Origin of the sequence: Gordonia polyisoprenivorans, from assembly GCF_017654315.1 — a bacterium.
GTDB classification, from domain to species: Bacteria; Actinomycetota; Actinomycetes; order Mycobacteriales; family Mycobacteriaceae; genus Gordonia; species Gordonia polyisoprenivorans_A.
In genome coordinates, this window is the sequence record NZ_CP072203.1 from 3,613,363 (window position 1) to 3,629,299 (window position 15,937).

Genomic DNA, 15,937 nt, shown 5'->3' on the forward strand with positions numbered 1-15,937 from the left:
CGACCGGGGCCACACCACGACACGCGGCCGGTCACCGGACGCGATCAGCGCGGTACGTCGAGATCCCACCCCAGAGCCTTGGACAGGCGGCCGACCGACGTCCCGATCCCCAGTTCGGCCGCGAGCTCGACCAGACGCCCCGGATCCGCCGGTGCCGCGGGTAAGCGGTCGTCGGTGCTCTCCACGGTCTCGGCGTCCGTACGGACGAAGACCACCGTGCGCGCGGCGCTCAGATAATCGGCGGAAGCGATGAGCGCCTTGCGGTTTCGCGGCGTCAGCGACGACGACGGATCGGCGGCCGCGGTTTCGAGTTCGTCGAGTCCGCCGTATTCGGTGATGAGCTTGGCGGCGGTCTTCTCGCCGATCCCGCTCACCCCGGGCAGACCGTCGGACGGGTCACCGCGCAGGATCGACATCTCCGCGTACCCCGCACCGGCACGCTCGGTGGGCACGCCGTACTTCTCGCCGACCTCCACCGGACCCATCATCTCCGCCTTCGCCAGCCCGCGACCGACATAGAGAACCCGCACGCGGACCGGGTCGTCGGCGACGACCTGCAGCAGATCCCGGTCGCCGCTCACCACGATCACATCATCGAGGGACTCGGCGAACGCCAACGTGCCGATCACGTCGTCGGCCTCGCAGCCGGCGGCACCCGAGGTGGCCACACCGGCCGCGGCGAGCACCTCGAGGATCATGTCGACCTGCGGGGTGAGGGTGTCCGGAACTTCCTCGATGTCAACGGTTGTGGAGCCACCCCCGTGGGTGTCGCCGGCCGGCTGGGCCACCCGATGCGCCTTGTAGGAGGGGATGAGGTCGGTACGGAACGACGGTCGCCAGTCGAGATCGAGGCAGACCACCAGTCGCGTCGGTCCCTCGCGTGTCACCAGGGTGGCGATGGTGTCGAGAAAGCCGCGGACGGCGTTCACGGGCCGACCGTCGGGTGCGGTCATCTTCTCCGGCAGCGCGAAGAAGGAGCGGAACCACAGGCTGGCGCCGTCGAGCAGCATCAGGGTGCCGTGGGTGGATCGTCCGGTGTCGGTCACGCCCACAACTCTGTCATCCCGCGCCGACATCACGCGCGAGGCTCCGACGCCGTGGCGTCGAATCCGACCCACCACCGCCGTCCGCGTAGGCTGCCCGCATGGGTAGTGCTTCGCGATTCGACTCCGATGTGTACCGCACGAGGGTGGCCCGCGCGGCCGAACTGACCGCCGGCGCCGGACTCGACGCCCTGATCGTCTCGCCCGGCCCGGACCTGCGGTATCTGATCGGTTCACGCGCGGAGACCTTCGAGCGGTTGACGGCGTTGGTGATCGGCGCCGACGGCACCGCACGCCTGGTCGTCGCGCGTCTGGAACTGGCCTCGGTGCGTGAATCGGCGGCCGCGGATCTCGGTATCGAGATCGTGGACTGGGTCGACGGTCAGGACGCCCACGGACTGGCCTTGACCGGCCTACCCGACCATCCACGGCTCGCCGTGTCCGACGCGATGCCCGCCTTGCATCTCGTACCGATCGCGCAGCGGGTCGACGCCACCCCGGCCCTGGCCACCGCCGTGCTGCGCGAACTCCGAATGATCAAGGACGACGCGGAGATCGAGGCACTGCGCCGGGCCGGTGCGGCGATCGATCGGGTGCATGCGCGCATGGGTGAGTGGCTGCGGCCGGGACGCACCGAGAAGGACGTCGCCGACGACATCGCCGCGGCGATCGTCGCCGAGGGCCACACCGGGGCGGAGTTCGTCATCGTCGGCTCCGGACCACACGGCGCCGACCCGCACCACGAGTTCTCCGACCGTGTGATCGAGCCCGACGACATCGTGGTCATCGATATCGGCGGTCCGGTCGAGCCCGGATACAACTCCGATTCCACCCGCACCTACTGCTTCGCACCCCCGCCGGTCGAGATCGCCGACGCCTACGCCGCCCTTCAGGAAGCGCAGGCGCGTGCGGTGGAGTCGGTGCGGCCGGGCGTCACCGCCGAGTCGATCGACGCCGCCGCCCGCGATCTGCTGAGTGAGCGCGGGCTGGCCGAGAACTTCATCCACCGCACCGGGCACGGCATCGGCCTGTCGGTCCACGAAGAGCCCTACATCGTGGGCGGAAACGATCTCATCCTGCGCCCGGGAATGGCTTTCAGCGTCGAACCGGGTGTGTACTTCGCGGGCCACTGGGGTGCGCGGATCGAGGACATCGTGGTGGTCACCGAGGACGGCCACGACGCTCTCAACGTCCGGCCGCACGACCTCGTGGTGCTGTAGAGCTCTGGCCGGGCTCTCACCCCTGTGGTGGTTCCCCGAGCAGCGTGCGCGACCCCATCACCCGGTCCACGGTGACCTCGATGACCACCCGCCGCGGATTCGGCCGGGGTTCGCGGTAGCGCCGCGCGTATCGCTGTTCTGCGTCGGTGACCTGCTCGGGCTCGCGACGGATGCGGGCCGGCCCTTCCAGTGTCAGCCAGCGCGGCCCGTCGACGTGGGTGAGCGCCGCATATCCGCCGCGTTCGACGTTGCGCACCTTCTGGTTGCCGTCGCTGGTGATCACCCGCGCCAGACCCGCCGCCTCGTCGTAGGTGAAACCGACGGCCGCGACGTGCGGGGTGCCGTCGGCGCGCAGGGTCGCGATGGTCGCGAGGTGGCGCTCGGCGAGAAAGGACAGGGCGTCGGAGCCGAGGTCGGCGCGGGTACGTGGCATGGGTTCACGGTAGCGACCACGGGCGGGTGATCGCGCCGGATGCCCGGCGCATCGCGAGCGCGCGCGCGATGCGATACTGCATCCCGTGGCAGACGAGGGTGTGGAGTCCGATCGCGGGACCGTGGTCGTCTTCGGTGGCCGCAGCGAGATCGGGGTGGGGTTGGCCGAGCGGCTGTGTGCCGGCCGGGTCGTCGTCCTCGCCGCCCGCCGTCCCGACGATCTCGAGCCCCAGCGACAGACCTTGCTGGCGGCGGGAGCCACCGACGTCGTCGCCATGGGCTTCGACGCCGACGACACCGCGACCCACCCCGCGGTGATCGACACCCTCACCGGCGAGCACGGTCCGATCGGGATCGCGATCGTGGCGTTCGGCATTCTCGGTGATCAGGCGCGCGCCGAATCCGATGTGGCCCATGCCCTGCAGATCGCGCACACCGACTATCTCGCCCAGATCAGTGTGCTGACCCCGCTCGCAACGGCCATGCGCGCCGAACGCAGCGGGACCATCATCGTCTTCTCCTCGGTCGCGGGTGTTCGGGTGCGTCGCGCCAATTACGTCTACGGATCCACCAAGGCCGGACTCGACGGCTTCGCCAGTGGACTTGCGGATGCGTTGCACGGCAGTGGTGTTCGGCTGTTGTTGGCCCGACCGGGCTTTGTCGTCGGCAACATGACGGCGGAGTTGATGGCGCAGGGCACCCGACCCGCACCGCTGTCGGTGACGGCCGACGAGGTCGCCGACGCGGTCGCGCGCGCCTACCGCAGACGACGATCAGAGGTGTGGATACCGGCACTCCTGCGTCCGCTGTTCGTCGGCATGCGACTGCTTCCGCGAGCGATCTGGCGGCGGCTGCCCCGATGAGCGATTCCGTTCCCGCTCACGACGACTCGACCTTCGTCGTCGTCGGTGTCGGTGCCGACGGCTGGGACGGCCTGACGCCGATCGCGCAGTCCGAGCTCACCTCGGCGCGAGTGATCATCGGGTCGGCCCGGCAACTCGATCTGCTGCCCGATCTCGGCGTCACCACCATTGCCTGGCGCTCGCCGATGTCGGAGCATCTCGACGCCGTCCTCACCGGGTCGTCCGCCGAGCTCGCCCGGTACGGCGGTCTCGGCGGTCTGCGGATCCATCTCCTGGCCAGCGGGGATCCGATGTTCCACGGGCTCGGTGCCACCATCGTGGCGGCGGTCGGACCGCGCCGCGTGCGGGTGATCCCGACGGTCTCGAGTGCCTCGCTCGCGTGCGCCCGCCTCGGCTGGGATCTCGCCGACGTCGCGGTCGTCAGTACGGTGACCGCCGACCCGGAGATCGTGCTCACCGAGATCACCGACGCACGGCGGGTGCTCGTACTGGCACGCGACGCGACCACCCCCGCCCGCATCGCCGAACTTCTCGTGGCCCACGGCTTCGGCAATTCGCCGTTCACCGTGTTGGAACAACTGGCCGGACCCCGCGAGCAGGTGACCGACGCGAGCGCCGACAGCTGGGATCCGGCGACCGTCGTGGACCCACTGAACATCATCGCCGTCGACTGCATCGGCCCGCGGCGCTCGCCACTGCCCGGTCGCGATGAGAGTGAATTCGACCACGACGGACAGATCACCAAATCCGTCATCCGCGCCCTCACCGTGTGCGCGTTGACACCGTCCTACCGACAAACGTTGTGGGACATCGGTTCCGGCTCCGGCAGCGTGGCGATCGAATGGTTGCGCGCTCAGCCCGGCGGGGCGGTCATCGCCTTCGAACGCGATACCGCTCGGGCAGAGCGACTCCGCTCCAACGCCCACCGGCACGGTGTGTCCCAACGCGTCACGGTCTGCGGCGCCGCGCCGGATGCGTTGGCGCACGCGCCCATTCCCGATGCGGTGTTCATCGGCGGCGGTCTCTCCCCGGTGGTGCTCGACACCGCGTGGGCGGCGTTGCGACCCGGTGGGCGGCTCGTCGCCAACGCGGTGACCATCGAGACACAGGCGATCCTCGCCGAGTGGCATCGGATGCGCGGCGACTCAGGCGAATCGACGCTGCGCCGGATCGCGGTGGAGACCGCGGCACCACTCGGCGGCTACCTCACCTGGCGCCCGGCACTGCCGATCGTCACCTGGGCGGGCACCAAAGCCGGCGACGGGCCGGTGGCGCGGTGACCCTTTTCCTGATCGGCGCGGGCCCCGGTGCCGCCGACCTCATCACCGTGCGCGGCGCCCGGATCCTCGGTCGCTGCCGAACCGCCCTGGTGGCCGGATCGCTGGTGCCCGCGGAGATCCTCGAGATGTGCCCGGACGACGCCACGATCATCGACACCGCGCGAATGCCGTTGGAGCAGATCGTCTCCCACATCGTCGACGCGCATCGCGCCGGCCACGATGTGGCGCGTCTGCACTCGGGCGATCTCTCGCTGTACTCGGCGGTGACCGAGCAGGTCACCCGGGTCCGGGCCGAGGGTATCGACGTCGAATGGGTGCCCGGCGTTCCGGCCTTCGCCGCCGCGGCGTCGGCGCTGCAGAACGAGTTGACCGTTCCCGGGATCGGTCAGAGTCTGCTCGTCACCCGGGTGTCGACGCTGTCGACCGACATGCCGCCCGGTGAGGATCTCGCCGACCTCGCCGCGGCGGGCGTGACACTCGCGCTGCATCTCGCCGCCCATCGCGCCACGCAGATCGTGGAGACGCTGAGCCCCGTGTACGGCAACGATTGCCCTACTGCCACCGTCGCTTTCGCTTCTCGATCAGATCAGGTGATCATTCGCAGTCGGCTTGCCGACCTCGCCACCGCCCTGGCCGACGCGGGCATCACCCGCACCGCGGTGATCTTCGTCGGTCGTGTTCTCGACGCCGCCGATCATCCCGACCGTCTCGAGAGTTATCTGTACTCCCAGGCTCGGATGACCAAGTTGCGCAACGACTCCCATGGGTATCGGGGAGAGTCCGATGGCCGGTAGCCGACCGGCGGGTGTCGGCCGTGTGCTGATCCTCGGCGGTACGGCGGAGGCTCGCGGCCTCGCGGCAGACCTGCACCACGACGGTATCGGGATCGTGAGTTCGCTCGCCGGGCGGGTGGCCCGGCCCCGCCTGCCCGTCGGCGCGGTCCGCATCGGCGGCTTCGGCGGTGTCGACGGGTTGTCGAGGTGGTTGCACGACAACCACGTTCGCGCCGTGGTCGACGCGACCCACCCGTTCGCGGCCACGATCACCGCGCACGCCGTCACGGCGTGCGCCGTGACCGACACAGCGTTGCTGCGGCTTCGACGTGCCCCGTGGGTCGCACGCCCGGGTGAGCACTGGACGCGGGTGCCCGACATCGGCGCCGCGGCCGCGGCGCTCACCGGTCACGACGGCCGCATCCTGCTCACCACCGGACGCCAGGACGCCGACGCCTTCGCCGGGGTCACCGGCGCGTGGTTCCTGATCCGGGTGGTCGACCCGCCGACCGGCCGGCTCCCGGCCCATCACACGATCCTGCGTTCGCGCGGTCCCTATCACCTTGATGCCGAACGGACACTGCTGCAGGAGAATCGGATCGACACGCTGGTGACCAAGAACAGCGGGGGAGCGTTGACCCACCCGAAACTCGCCGCCGCCGCCGAACTGGGCATCCGGGTGATCATGGTCGAAAGACCACCGGAACCGATGGGTGTCACTGCCGTCGGCGACGTCGAGTCGGCAGCAGCATGGGTCCGGACGCTGACCGACGGGTGACGTCGGCCGGTTCGGCACCTGGTGCGCCGAGTGCCCGATCTGCCGCCGGCGTTCAGCGACTCGGGTGGCTGCGCGGGGTGTAGACGAGATCGCCGCCGCCACGTCGCACGATTCGGGTCGCCGACGACCCGATGATGATCAGCGTGCGCATGTCGACGACAGCCGGATCGAAGTCACCGACGGTGGTCACCGTCAGCGACTGCTCGGCGCCGCCGACGTCGCGTCCGAGGACGAGCACTCGGTTCGCCGAGACCGATTCGGTGAGAATCTCTTTCAGTGCCGACACCTGCCAGGTACGACTGCGCGACCCCGGGTTGTAGACGGCGATCACCAGATCGGCGGCCACCGCGCGGCGGATCCGATCGGCGATCACCTCCCATGGTTTGAGCCGATCCGACAGCGAGATCACCGCGAAGTCGTGGCCGAGCGGCGCACCCACCGCCGCCGCGACGGCGGTCGCCGCGGTCATACCGGGAACGACCCGCACGGGCACATCGGCCCACCGCGACTCGGCGGCCACCTCGGCCACCGCCGAGGCCATCGCGAACACCCCGGGATCGCCGGAGGAGACCACCGCCACCCGGGCACCGCGGGCCGCGAGATCCAGTGCGAACTCGGCACGTTCGGCCTCGACCCGGTTGTCGCTGGCGTGGATGCGCTGTCCCGGCCGCGGCGACACACGCGCCAGATAGGTCTTGTAGCCGACCAGATCGGTGGCCGCCGCCAGTTCGCGCTCCACCTGCGGGGTGGTCCAGTCGTCGGCACCCGGCCCGAGACCGACGACGACGACTTCCGCCCGCGGCGGGGCGGGACGATCCGCGCGCGGGTTGTTCATGCGCCCGGGCACCACCACCATCGAGAAGTACGGCACCTGTGCGGGATCGACCTCGGCGACCGGGGCCACCTTCTGGGCGGCGGTCGATGCGCGTTCGACGTACCACGCCTCGTCGAGCCGGCCCGCCGCGCGCAGCGCCTCACGCACCCCGGTGAAGGTTCGGCCGAGTTTGATGACCGCGAAAGCGTCTGCGTGCGCGAACAATTCCCGCATCCGGGGCACCGGGAGAGTGCCCGGTACGACGGTCAACGTCTCCTCGGCCTCCACCAGCGGCACCTCGATCGCCGCCGACGCCGCACTCACCGATGTCACCCCCGGGATGATCTCGGTCGGGAACTCGGCGGCCAGGCGCTTGTGCATGTGCATGTAGGAACTGAAGAACAGCGGGTCGCCCTCGGCGAGCAGGGCCACGTCGCGGCCCGCACGCAGGTGGGTGGCGAGGAGTTCGGCACTGTCGGTGTAGAAGTCGTCGAGCGCACCGCGGTAGCCGCCGGGATGGTCGGCGGACTCGGTGGTCACCGGGTACATCAACCTCTCCTCGATCTGCCCCGGACGCAGATACGGCTCGGCGACCCCGCGGGCGATACTGCGTCCGTGGCGTGCGCAGTGGTAGGCCACGACCTCGGCCGAACCGATCACCCGAGCGGCCTTGACCGTCATCAGTTCGCTGTCACCGGGCCCGAGTCCGACTCCCCACAGGGTGCCGAGGCGCCGCGACGACACCGACTGTGATGACACCGATTGCTCTGCACTCATGGTCGACGCCTCATTCCTCCGGACTGGCCAGTGCGTTGACGGCGGCAGCGGTGATCGCCGAACCGCCCCGCCTGCCGGTGACCGTGATGAACTCGAGGTCGGCCCGGGCGGCCAGTTCGGCGCACGATTCGGCGGCCCCGACGAAGCCGACCGGCGCTCCGACGATCGCGGCCGGCCGCGGTGCCCCGGCGTCGATCATTTCCAACAACGCGAACAGTGCGGTCGGGGCGTTTCCGATCGCGACGACGGCGCCGTCGAGGACCGGTCGCCAGAGCTCCAGTGCCGCAGCGGTTCTGGTGGTACCCATGCGTTCAGCCAACTCCGGCACCGCGGGATCGTGGAGATGGCATCGGATCTCGTTGTCCGTGGGAAGACGACGGCGGGTGATCCCGCTCGCGACCATCGTGGCATCACAGAGAATCGGCGCCCCACCGGCCAGCGCGTTCCGTGCGGCGCGCACCACGCCCTCGGTGGCCACCACATCGCGCGTCAGATCGGTCTGTCCGCACGCATGGATCATCCGCACGACGACACCGGCGACGTCGGGCGCGAATGCGGACAGGTCGGACTCGGCACGGATGATCGCGAACGATCGACGATAGATGGAGGCGCCATCACGCAGGTACTCGGTCATGATGTCCGTCAGCCTATCGGCAGCCCCGGCGGGACCGATCATCCGCTCGGTCCCACTGGCGTCCCGGAGGCGATGATCGCCTCGGACCCGCATGCCGTCCGAGGCGCTATCGTATGCGGCGTGACCGCGCCAACGCTGTACATCTTCCCGCACGCAGGTGGCTCCGCGGCCTTCTACGTGCCCTTCGCGCGGACCTTCACCTCCGACATCGGTCGGGTGGCGGTCCAGTACCCCGGCAAGAACGGAAGCCAGGACCTGGCCTCGTTCACCGGTATCGACGCCCTCGCCGACACCGTGCTGAGCAAACTGCCGGCGTTCGGCCCGGACGCGCGCGTGGCATTCTTCGGCCATTCCATGGGCGCCCTGGTCGCCTTCGAGACCGCTCGCCGCCTCGAACAGCGCGGGGTGCAGATCGAGGCGCTGTTCGTCTCCGCCTGCGCGGCACCCGGTCGCAGTGGATACGAGTACATCCCGGAGTCCGATCGTGGTCTCCTCGACGCGGTCGCACACCTGGCGTGTCGCCCTTGCCGGCGGGGCCACGATGACGACGCGATTCCTGATGTGTGCCACCGGTTTCCTGCCCCAGCCCGCCACCCCCGACATCCCCGGTATCGACACCTTCACCGGGCGGGTGGTGTACGCGTCACGGTGGGATACCGACTACGATTTCGCCGGCAAGAGGGCCGCGGTCATCGGAACCGGATCGACTGCGGTGCAACTGATCCCGGAGATCGCCGATCTCACCGAGGAGCTGACGGTCTATCAGCGCACACCGATGTGGGTGATGCCCAAACTCGACGCCCCCATCCCCGCGCCGGTGCGGGCACTGTTCCGGCGGCTCCCGGCCAGTCAACGGGCGGTGCGATGGGTCACCGATGCGACCCAGGAGATGGCCATGCTGATCGCGATGTGGCGGTTCCGGCGATTCCGTCGCGTCAACGACGCCGTCAAACGGATAGCCGCACTCTTCCGGTATCTGCAGGTGCGCGATCCGCAGATGCGTCGCGGCCTCACACCCGCCTACGACTACGGCTGCAAACGCCCGACGGTGTCCAACGACTACTACCGCACGCTCGCACGCGAGGACGTGAACCTCGACACCACCGGCATCGACCACATCGCGCCAAACGGTATCGTCACCGCCGACGGCCGTACCCGTGAGATCGACGTCCTGATCCTCGCCACCGGTTTCGACGTGTGGGAGAAGAATCTCCCGGCGATCGAGGTGATCGGACGCGACGGTCGCAATCTCGGAAAGTGGTGGCGGGAAACCGCATTCGCCGCATACGAGGGTCTGACGATGCCGTACTTCCCGAACTTCCTGAACTCCGCCGGCCCCTACTCGTGGGTGGGTTTGTCCTGGTTCACCACAGTCGAATGCCAGATGCGGCGCATCGCGCGGCTCTTCGGGGAGGTCCGACGCAGGGATGCGGTGTCCTTCGAGGTCCGTGAAGAGGCCAACGAGAAATTCCTCGACGACATGACCACCCGGATCGCCGATTCGGTGTTCGCCCTTGGCAACTGCACGCGGTCACGCTCGTACTGGTTCAACGCCAAGGGGGAGACCCCGTTGTTCCGGCCGACCTCTGTCGCCGAGGCGGTGCGGGCGCAGGACACGTTCCCGCTCGAGGACTACCTGTTCTCCTGAACCCGACGCGTGTGATAGCCGTCGGGGCCCGCCTGGACTCGTAGATGCGACTCGGTGGGGGAGCCGCATCCGCGCTCGCATCCGACCCAGTGCTCACGGTCGGTCACCGGCTCACCGACCGCGACCCGGCCCGCGAGATCGATACGCACCGGCGCATGCGAATTGGCGCATCCCGGGGCGCCGGCACACGAGCTGACCCGCACCCACGGTGAGGCGGCGTCGAAGATCAGGCCCATCGGCGCGAGGACGCGGACGACGGTTTCGGCGATCGGCTCGGTCAGATCGCAGAGAAGGATCTCCCGATCGGTGGTGATCGTGATCGGTGCCCCGACGGCAGCGAGGAACTCGGCGAGCCGCGACGGGAGACGACCAAGCTCGACGACCGCACCGAGCAGTACCCGGCCGTCGTCCTGCTCGAACCATCCGACCACAGGCTCCGGCGCCGATGCGTTTGTCCACGTTTGATCGCCGGGTGGTCCGAGACGGCGCCGCGCCGCATCGATCACCGACACGCGCGTGGCGGCGTCGAGGTCGCGGATGCGCCAGCGGCGCGGCGCCGTCACCGCAGCCATGGCACGCGCGACGTCGAGCAGCGCAGGCGCGACAGCCGCGATCGCGTCGACCGAACCGGCCACCTCACCGTCGACCACGATGTCGGCCGCCCCGCCCTCCGCCGGATGCCGCAGGACGGCACACACATCGGGCCGGTGACGCGCCACATCACCGCGTCCGTCGTCCACCCCGAACAGGAACCTGCCCGACAGACCGTCGAGACCATCGGCACGACGCAGTTCGGCATCGAGCGCCGCGGCGATCGGCGACGCATCGGCGTGGCCCCCGATCCGGCCGGTCAGGGGACTCACCACGATGTTGCGGATCTTCTCCCGGCCGCCGATGTCGTCACCCCCGACCCCGTCGGGTACCAGACCGGCCGCGGTCAGTGCGTCCGCGACGGCCTCGACGTCGCTGATCCCGCGTAACTGGATGTTGGCGCGCGCCGTCAACTCGAGGTAGCCGTCACCGTGTTCGGCACTGACCTCGGCCAGGGTCTGCAGCTGTGCGGAGGTGAGCACTCCGCCGGGCAGTCGGATCCGCGCGAGCGCACCGTCGGCGGCCGGGTGCGGAGTGAACACACCGGGACACCGGTCGTCGGCGCTGCGCTCGCGGGGTTCGGTCACGGGATCCAGCGTAGACGCGGGTGTGGGCCGCCCACGGCGCCTGCACTAGGCTCCAACCACACGTCCAGTGCGTCAGAAGCCGGTGCGATTCCGGCGCGGTCGCGCCACTGTGTCGGGGGTGTCCACGGATACGCCCGGAGTCAGACCTGTCGCTGGGCACCCCGACCACACGACCGGGCGCGCCACCCCGGTGAGGAGTTCTCATGATCCTGTTGCTGTCGACCTCCGACACCGACCTCATCACCGCCCATGCCGGTACCGCCGACTACGCGATCGCCAATCCGTCGCGGCTGCTGGCCGATGACATCGCCGATCTCGTTGCACCGGCGGACATCGTCGTCGTACGAATCCTCGGTGGGCGCCGTGCATGGGAGGACGGGCTGGAGGCGGTTCTGGACGCCGGTCGCCCGGTCGTCGTCCTGTCCGGCGAGCAGCAGCCCGACCCCGATCTGATGGCGTGCTCCACCGTGCCCGCCGGAGTCGCCCAGCAGGCCCACAACTACCTCGCGGCGGGAGGTGTGGCCAATCTGGAGAATCTGCACAACTTCCTCTCCGACACGCTGCTGCTCACCGGACTCGGTTTCGATCCGCCCGCGCAGACCCCCGCGTGGGGAATCCTCGATCGAGCAGGCACCGGGCAGGCCGACCCTGCCCACGCCGGCCACGACGACTCGTCTCCGACGATCGCCGTGCTCTACTACCGGGCCCAGCATCTGGCCGGTAACACTGCCTACATCGACGCCCTGTGCCGCGCCATCGAGGACACCGGCGCCCGCGCACTGCCGGTGTTCTGCGCGTCGCTGCGCACCGCTCCCGACGACCTCATCGAGCTGCTCGGTACCGCCGACACGCTCGTCGTCACCGTCCTCGCGGCCGGCGGGGCCACCCCGGCCATCGCGTCGGCGGGCGGTGACGACGATGCCTGGAACATCGAACGCCTTGCCGCCCTGGATATCCCGATCCTGCAGGGCCTGTGCCTCACGTCCTCGCGGGCCGACTGGGACGCCAACGACGACGGGCTCTCGCCACTCGATGTGGCCACCCAGGTCGCGGTGCCCGAGTTCGACGGTCGGATCATCACGGTGCCGTTCTCGTTCAAGGAGTTCGACGACAACGGGCTGCCCACCTATCGTCCCGATCCGGAGCGATGCGCACGGGTCGCGGGCATCGCCGCGGCCCATGCCCGGCTGCGCCACACCCCCGCGGCCCGACGTCGTATCGCGTTGATGCTCTCGGCGTATCCGACCAAGCACGCCCGCATCGGTAACGCCGTGGGCCTTGACACCCCGCGCAGTCTGGTGTCGTTGCTGCGGGCGCTACGCGACGCGGGATACGACATCGGCCCGGAATCCGGCCCGGATGCCATTCCCGGTCTGGCCGAGGACGATTCCGATGCACTGATCCATGCCATCATCGCCGCGGGCGGTCAGGACGCGGACTGGCTGACCGAGGAGTCGTTGGCCGCCAACCCGATTCGGGTGTCCGCGGCGGACTACACCCGCTGGTTCGCGACGCTGCCCACCGCGTTGAGTGAGGCCGTGACCACGCACTGGGGGCCGCCGCCGGGGGAGTTGTTCGTCGACCGCTCGACCAATCCCGAGGGTGACATCGTCATCGCCGCACTGGTTTTCGGCAACACGGCGATCATGGTGCAGCCACCGCGCGGATTCGGGGAGAATCCGGTCGCGATCTATCACGACCCGGATCTGCCACCGTCGCACCATTATCTGGCGTCCTACCGCTGGGTCGCCGGGCGGGCGGGGCGGGCGGGCGACATCCCCGGCTTCGGTGCCGACGCGGTGGTGCACATCGGCAAACACGGCAACCTGGAATGGTTGCCCGGCAAGACACTCGGCATGTCCTCGGACTGCGGGACCGACGCCGCCCTCGGCGATCTGCCGCTGGTGTACCCCTTCCTCGTCAACGATCCCGGTGAGGGCACCCAGGCCAAGCGGCGCGCCCACGCGGTACTCGTCGATCACTTGATCCCGCCGATGGCGCGCGCCGAGTCCTACGGCGACATCGCCCGCCTCGAGCAACTCCTCGACGAGCACGCCAACATCTCCACGCTGGATCCGGCGAAGTTGCCGGCCATCCGCCAGCAGATCTGGACGTTGCTCACCGCGGCGCAGATGCATCAGGATCTCGGGCTGACCGAACGCCCCGACGAAGAGGTCTTCGACGACATGCTCCTGCACGTCGACGGCTGGCTCTGTGAGATCAAGGACGTGCAGATCCGCGACGGACTGCACGTGCTGGGGCAGGCTCCCGCCGACGAGCACGAGGTCGACCTCGTGCTCGCGATGCTGCGGGCCAGACAATTGTGGGGCGGGACAGCTGCCCTCCCGGGGCTGCGTGAGGCGCTGGGCCTGACCGAGGGCAGCGGCGAAGCCGCGCGTACCGAGGTCGACGCCGTCGAACAGCTCGCCCGCGAACTCGTGCAGTCGTGTGCGGCGGGGGACTGGTCGGAACAGACGGTCGCGCAGGTGGCCGTCGGGCATCCCCCCGCGGTCGCCGACATCCTGCGATTCGCGGCCACCGAGGTCGTCCCGCGGCTGCGACAGACCTCCGGGGAGATCCCGCGCGTGCTGCACGCCCTCGACGGTGGCTTCATCCCGGCCGGACCCAGCGGATCGCCGTTGCGTGGTCTGATCAATGTGTTGCCCACCGGCCGCAATTTCTATTCGGTCGACCCCAAGGCCGTGCCGTCGCGTCTGGCGTGGGAGACCGGCCGGGCGATGGCCGATTCCCTGCTCGAGCGCTATCTCGGCGACCACGGCGAGTACCCGGCGTCGGTCGGGCTGTCGGTGTGGGGCACCAGCGCGATGCGCACCTCGGGCGACGACATCGCCGAGGTGCTCGCACTCCTCGGCGTCATGCCCGTCTGGGACGAGGCGTCGCGCCGGGTGTCGGCGCTCGAACTGATCGGCCTGTCCGAACTCGGTCGGCCCCGGATCGACGTGACGGTCCGTATCTCCGGCTTCTTCCGCGACGCGTTCCCCCACGTGGTCACCATGCTCGACGACGCCGTCGCCCTCGCCGCCGACGCCGACGAGCCCGATGACTCCAATTTCGTTGCGGCCCATGCTCGTGCCGCACTGGCCGAGCACGGCGACCGACGTCGGGCCACCACCCGTATCTTCGGGTCCAAACCGGGGACCTACGGTGCCGGTCTGCTCCAACTGATCGATTCGCGGGACTGGCGCACCGACGACGATCTGGCACGGGTCTACACCGAATGGGGTGGTTACGCCTACGGCCGCGACCTGTCGGGTATCCCGGCGGTCGACGACATGCGCAGCGCGTATCGCCGGATCTCGGTGGCCGCCAAGAACACCGACACCCGTGAGCACGACATCGCCGACTCCGACGACTACTTCCAGTATCACGGCGGCATGGTCGCGACGGTGCGCGCGTTGACGGGACGCTCTCCGGAGGCCTACATCGGCGACTCCACCCGCCCGGACGCCGTGCGCACGCGCACGCTCTCCGAGGAGACCAGCCGCGTGTTCCGGGCGCGCGTGGTGAACCCGCGGTGGATCTCGGCGATGCAGCGCCACGGGTACAAGGGCGCCTTCGAGATGGCGGCCACCGTCGACTATCTCTTCGGCTACGACGCCACCACCGACGTCGTCGCCGACTGGATGTATGAGAAGCTCACCGAGTCCTACGTCCTCGAAGAGCACAATCAGAAGTTCATGGCGGAGTCGAACCCGTGGGCGCTGCACGGTATCGCCGAACGTCTCCTCGAGGCCGTCGAACGCGACATGTGGCACGAGCCCCCGGCGCAGATGCTCGACGACCTCCGGGCGGTGTATCTGCAGACCGAGGGTGACATCGAGGGCCGCGACGAGCAGTAGCGCGGGTTTCTCAGCGTTTTCCCAGAACCGGCGGGCCCGGGTTGCGGAGCAAAACCGGCGTCTCGTTCGTTGAGCGGTACAGACACGCAACGAAAGGCCGACCCATGCGACTCGCGTATGCCCTCTTCTATCTCGCCGTCGAGATCGGCGTGTTCGTGGCGATGACCATGACCCTCGGCTTCGGGTGGGCGGTGCTCATCACCATCGCCGCGGCCGTCGTCGGCTTCCTCATGCTGCGCTGGCAGGGTGCGAAGGTCTTCGGCGAGCTCCGACGCGCCTCCCGCAACGAGGTCGACGCCCGGGCGCCCCTGGCCGACACCGCGATCATGGCCGGATCCTCGATCCTGCTGATCGTTCCCGGGGTTGTCTCGACGCTGGCCGGCATCGTGCTGCTCGCACCGCCCACCCGGCGCTTGGTCCGGCCCGCGGTGACCGCGTTCGGCGCCCGCCGCCTCGTGGTGGCGATGGATCGCGCCGGGATCTATGCGACCTCGGGTTTCCGTCGTGGCACCGTGATCGACGGCACCGTCGTCGATTCGCCTGCTCCCGGCGACCCGGCGCACGCGGGTGCCACCCCGGCCGGCGACCGGCAGCTGCCGCCCGGGCACTGATCACCGACCCGAGCCCCACCGCACCC

The 15,937-nt window shown here is 69.5% G+C and carries 13 protein-coding genes and 1 pseudogene; 9 read left to right on the top strand and 5 right to left on the bottom strand.

Translation table 11 applies throughout. The annotated features are described in order from the left end of the window. Positions 1-44: 44 nt before the first annotated feature. Positions 45-1,010 (bottom strand): 5'-3' exonuclease, encoded by a 966-nt coding sequence (locus tag J6U32_RS16205; RefSeq protein WP_208796166.1) that lies wholly within the window; start codon positions 1,008-1,010, stop codon positions 45-47. 134 nt (positions 1,011-1,144) lie between these two features. Between J6U32_RS16205 and J6U32_RS16210 the strand changes: the two genes are divergently transcribed. Further along, entirely contained in the window at positions 1,145-2,263 is a 1,119-nt protein-coding gene (locus tag J6U32_RS16210) for a M24 family metallopeptidase (RefSeq protein WP_208791231.1), read from the top strand. 16 nt (positions 2,264-2,279) lie between these two features. On the opposite strand, the gene J6U32_RS16215 is transcribed toward J6U32_RS16210, so the two are convergent. Continuing rightward, complete coding sequence (locus tag J6U32_RS16215; protein ID WP_208791232.1) at positions 2,280-2,696, bottom strand: PPOX class F420-dependent oxidoreductase; 417 nt, start codon at positions 2,694-2,696, stop codon at positions 2,280-2,282. 85 nt (positions 2,697-2,781) lie between these two features. Here J6U32_RS16215 and J6U32_RS16220 point away from each other — a divergent pair, with 85 nt between their 5' ends. From J6U32_RS16220 to J6U32_RS16235, 4 genes are read left to right on the top strand one after another with little or no spacing between them, the layout of a single operon-like run. After that, complete coding sequence (locus J6U32_RS16220; protein ID WP_244332034.1) at positions 2,782-3,558, top strand: SDR family NAD(P)-dependent oxidoreductase; 777 nt, start codon at positions 2,782-2,784, stop codon at positions 3,556-3,558. Next, complete coding sequence (gene cbiE, locus J6U32_RS16225) at positions 3,555-4,838, top strand: precorrin-6y C5,15-methyltransferase (decarboxylating) subunit CbiE (protein WP_208791233.1); 1,284 nt, start codon at positions 3,555-3,557, stop codon at positions 4,836-4,838. Before J6U32_RS16220 ends, cbiE begins: the two co-directional genes overlap by 4 nt. Continuing rightward, complete coding sequence (locus J6U32_RS16230) at positions 4,835-5,632, top strand: cobalt-precorrin-4/precorrin-4 C(11)-methyltransferase (RefSeq protein ID WP_208791234.1); 798 nt, start codon at positions 4,835-4,837, stop codon at positions 5,630-5,632. The genes cbiE and J6U32_RS16230 overlap by 4 nt, the downstream gene beginning before the upstream one ends. Continuing rightward, positions 5,601-6,389, top strand: a complete 789-nt coding sequence (locus tag J6U32_RS16235; protein WP_208791235.1) for a cobalt-precorrin-6A reductase — start codon at positions 5,601-5,603, stop codon at positions 6,387-6,389. The genes J6U32_RS16230 and J6U32_RS16235 overlap by 32 nt, the downstream gene beginning before the upstream one ends. A 52-nt stretch (positions 6,390-6,441) precedes the next feature. Here J6U32_RS16235 and cobJ read toward each other — a convergent pair whose 3' ends face one another. Both cobJ and J6U32_RS16245 read right to left on the bottom strand, forming a co-directional pair. Next, complete coding sequence (cobJ, locus tag J6U32_RS16240; RefSeq protein ID WP_208791236.1) at positions 6,442-7,980, bottom strand: precorrin-3B C(17)-methyltransferase; 1,539 nt, start codon at positions 7,978-7,980, stop codon at positions 6,442-6,444. A gap of 10 nt (positions 7,981-7,990) precedes the next feature. Beyond that, positions 7,991-8,614 (bottom strand): precorrin-8X methylmutase, encoded by a 624-nt coding sequence (locus J6U32_RS16245; protein ID WP_208791237.1) that lies wholly within the window; start codon positions 8,612-8,614, stop codon positions 7,991-7,993. A 72-nt stretch (positions 8,615-8,686) separates the two neighbouring features. Between J6U32_RS16245 and J6U32_RS16250 the strand changes: the two are divergent. Beyond that, a pseudogene (locus tag J6U32_RS16250) lies at positions 8,687-9,121 on the top strand (thioesterase II family protein); the annotation flags it as partial. After that, positions 9,099-10,262 carry a flavin-containing monooxygenase gene (locus tag J6U32_RS16255; protein ID WP_244332036.1) on the top strand — a complete coding sequence of 388 codons (1,164 nt, stop codon included), beginning with the start codon at positions 9,099-9,101 and terminating at the stop codon, positions 10,260-10,262. The pseudogene J6U32_RS16250 and the gene J6U32_RS16255, both read left to right, overlap by 23 nt. Here J6U32_RS16255 and cobG read toward each other — a convergent pair. Continuing rightward, a complete protein-coding gene (cobG, locus tag J6U32_RS16260; protein ID WP_208791238.1) occupies positions 10,247-11,440 on the bottom strand; it encodes a precorrin-3B synthase in 1,194 nt (397 codons plus the stop codon). The genes J6U32_RS16255 and cobG overlap by 16 nt on opposite strands. 203 nt (positions 11,441-11,643) lie before the next feature. On the opposite strand from cobG, the gene cobN reads away from it, so the two are divergent. Continuing rightward, positions 11,644-15,300, top strand: coding sequence for a cobaltochelatase subunit CobN (gene cobN, locus J6U32_RS16265; protein WP_208791239.1), 3,657 nt, complete (start codon positions 11,644-11,646; stop codon positions 15,298-15,300). A 104-nt stretch (positions 15,301-15,404) separates the two neighbouring features. After that, on the top strand, positions 15,405-15,911 hold the full coding sequence (locus J6U32_RS16270; RefSeq protein WP_208791240.1) for an FxsA family protein: 507 nt from the start codon (positions 15,405-15,407) through the stop codon (positions 15,909-15,911). Positions 15,912-15,937: the final 26 nt, after the last annotated feature.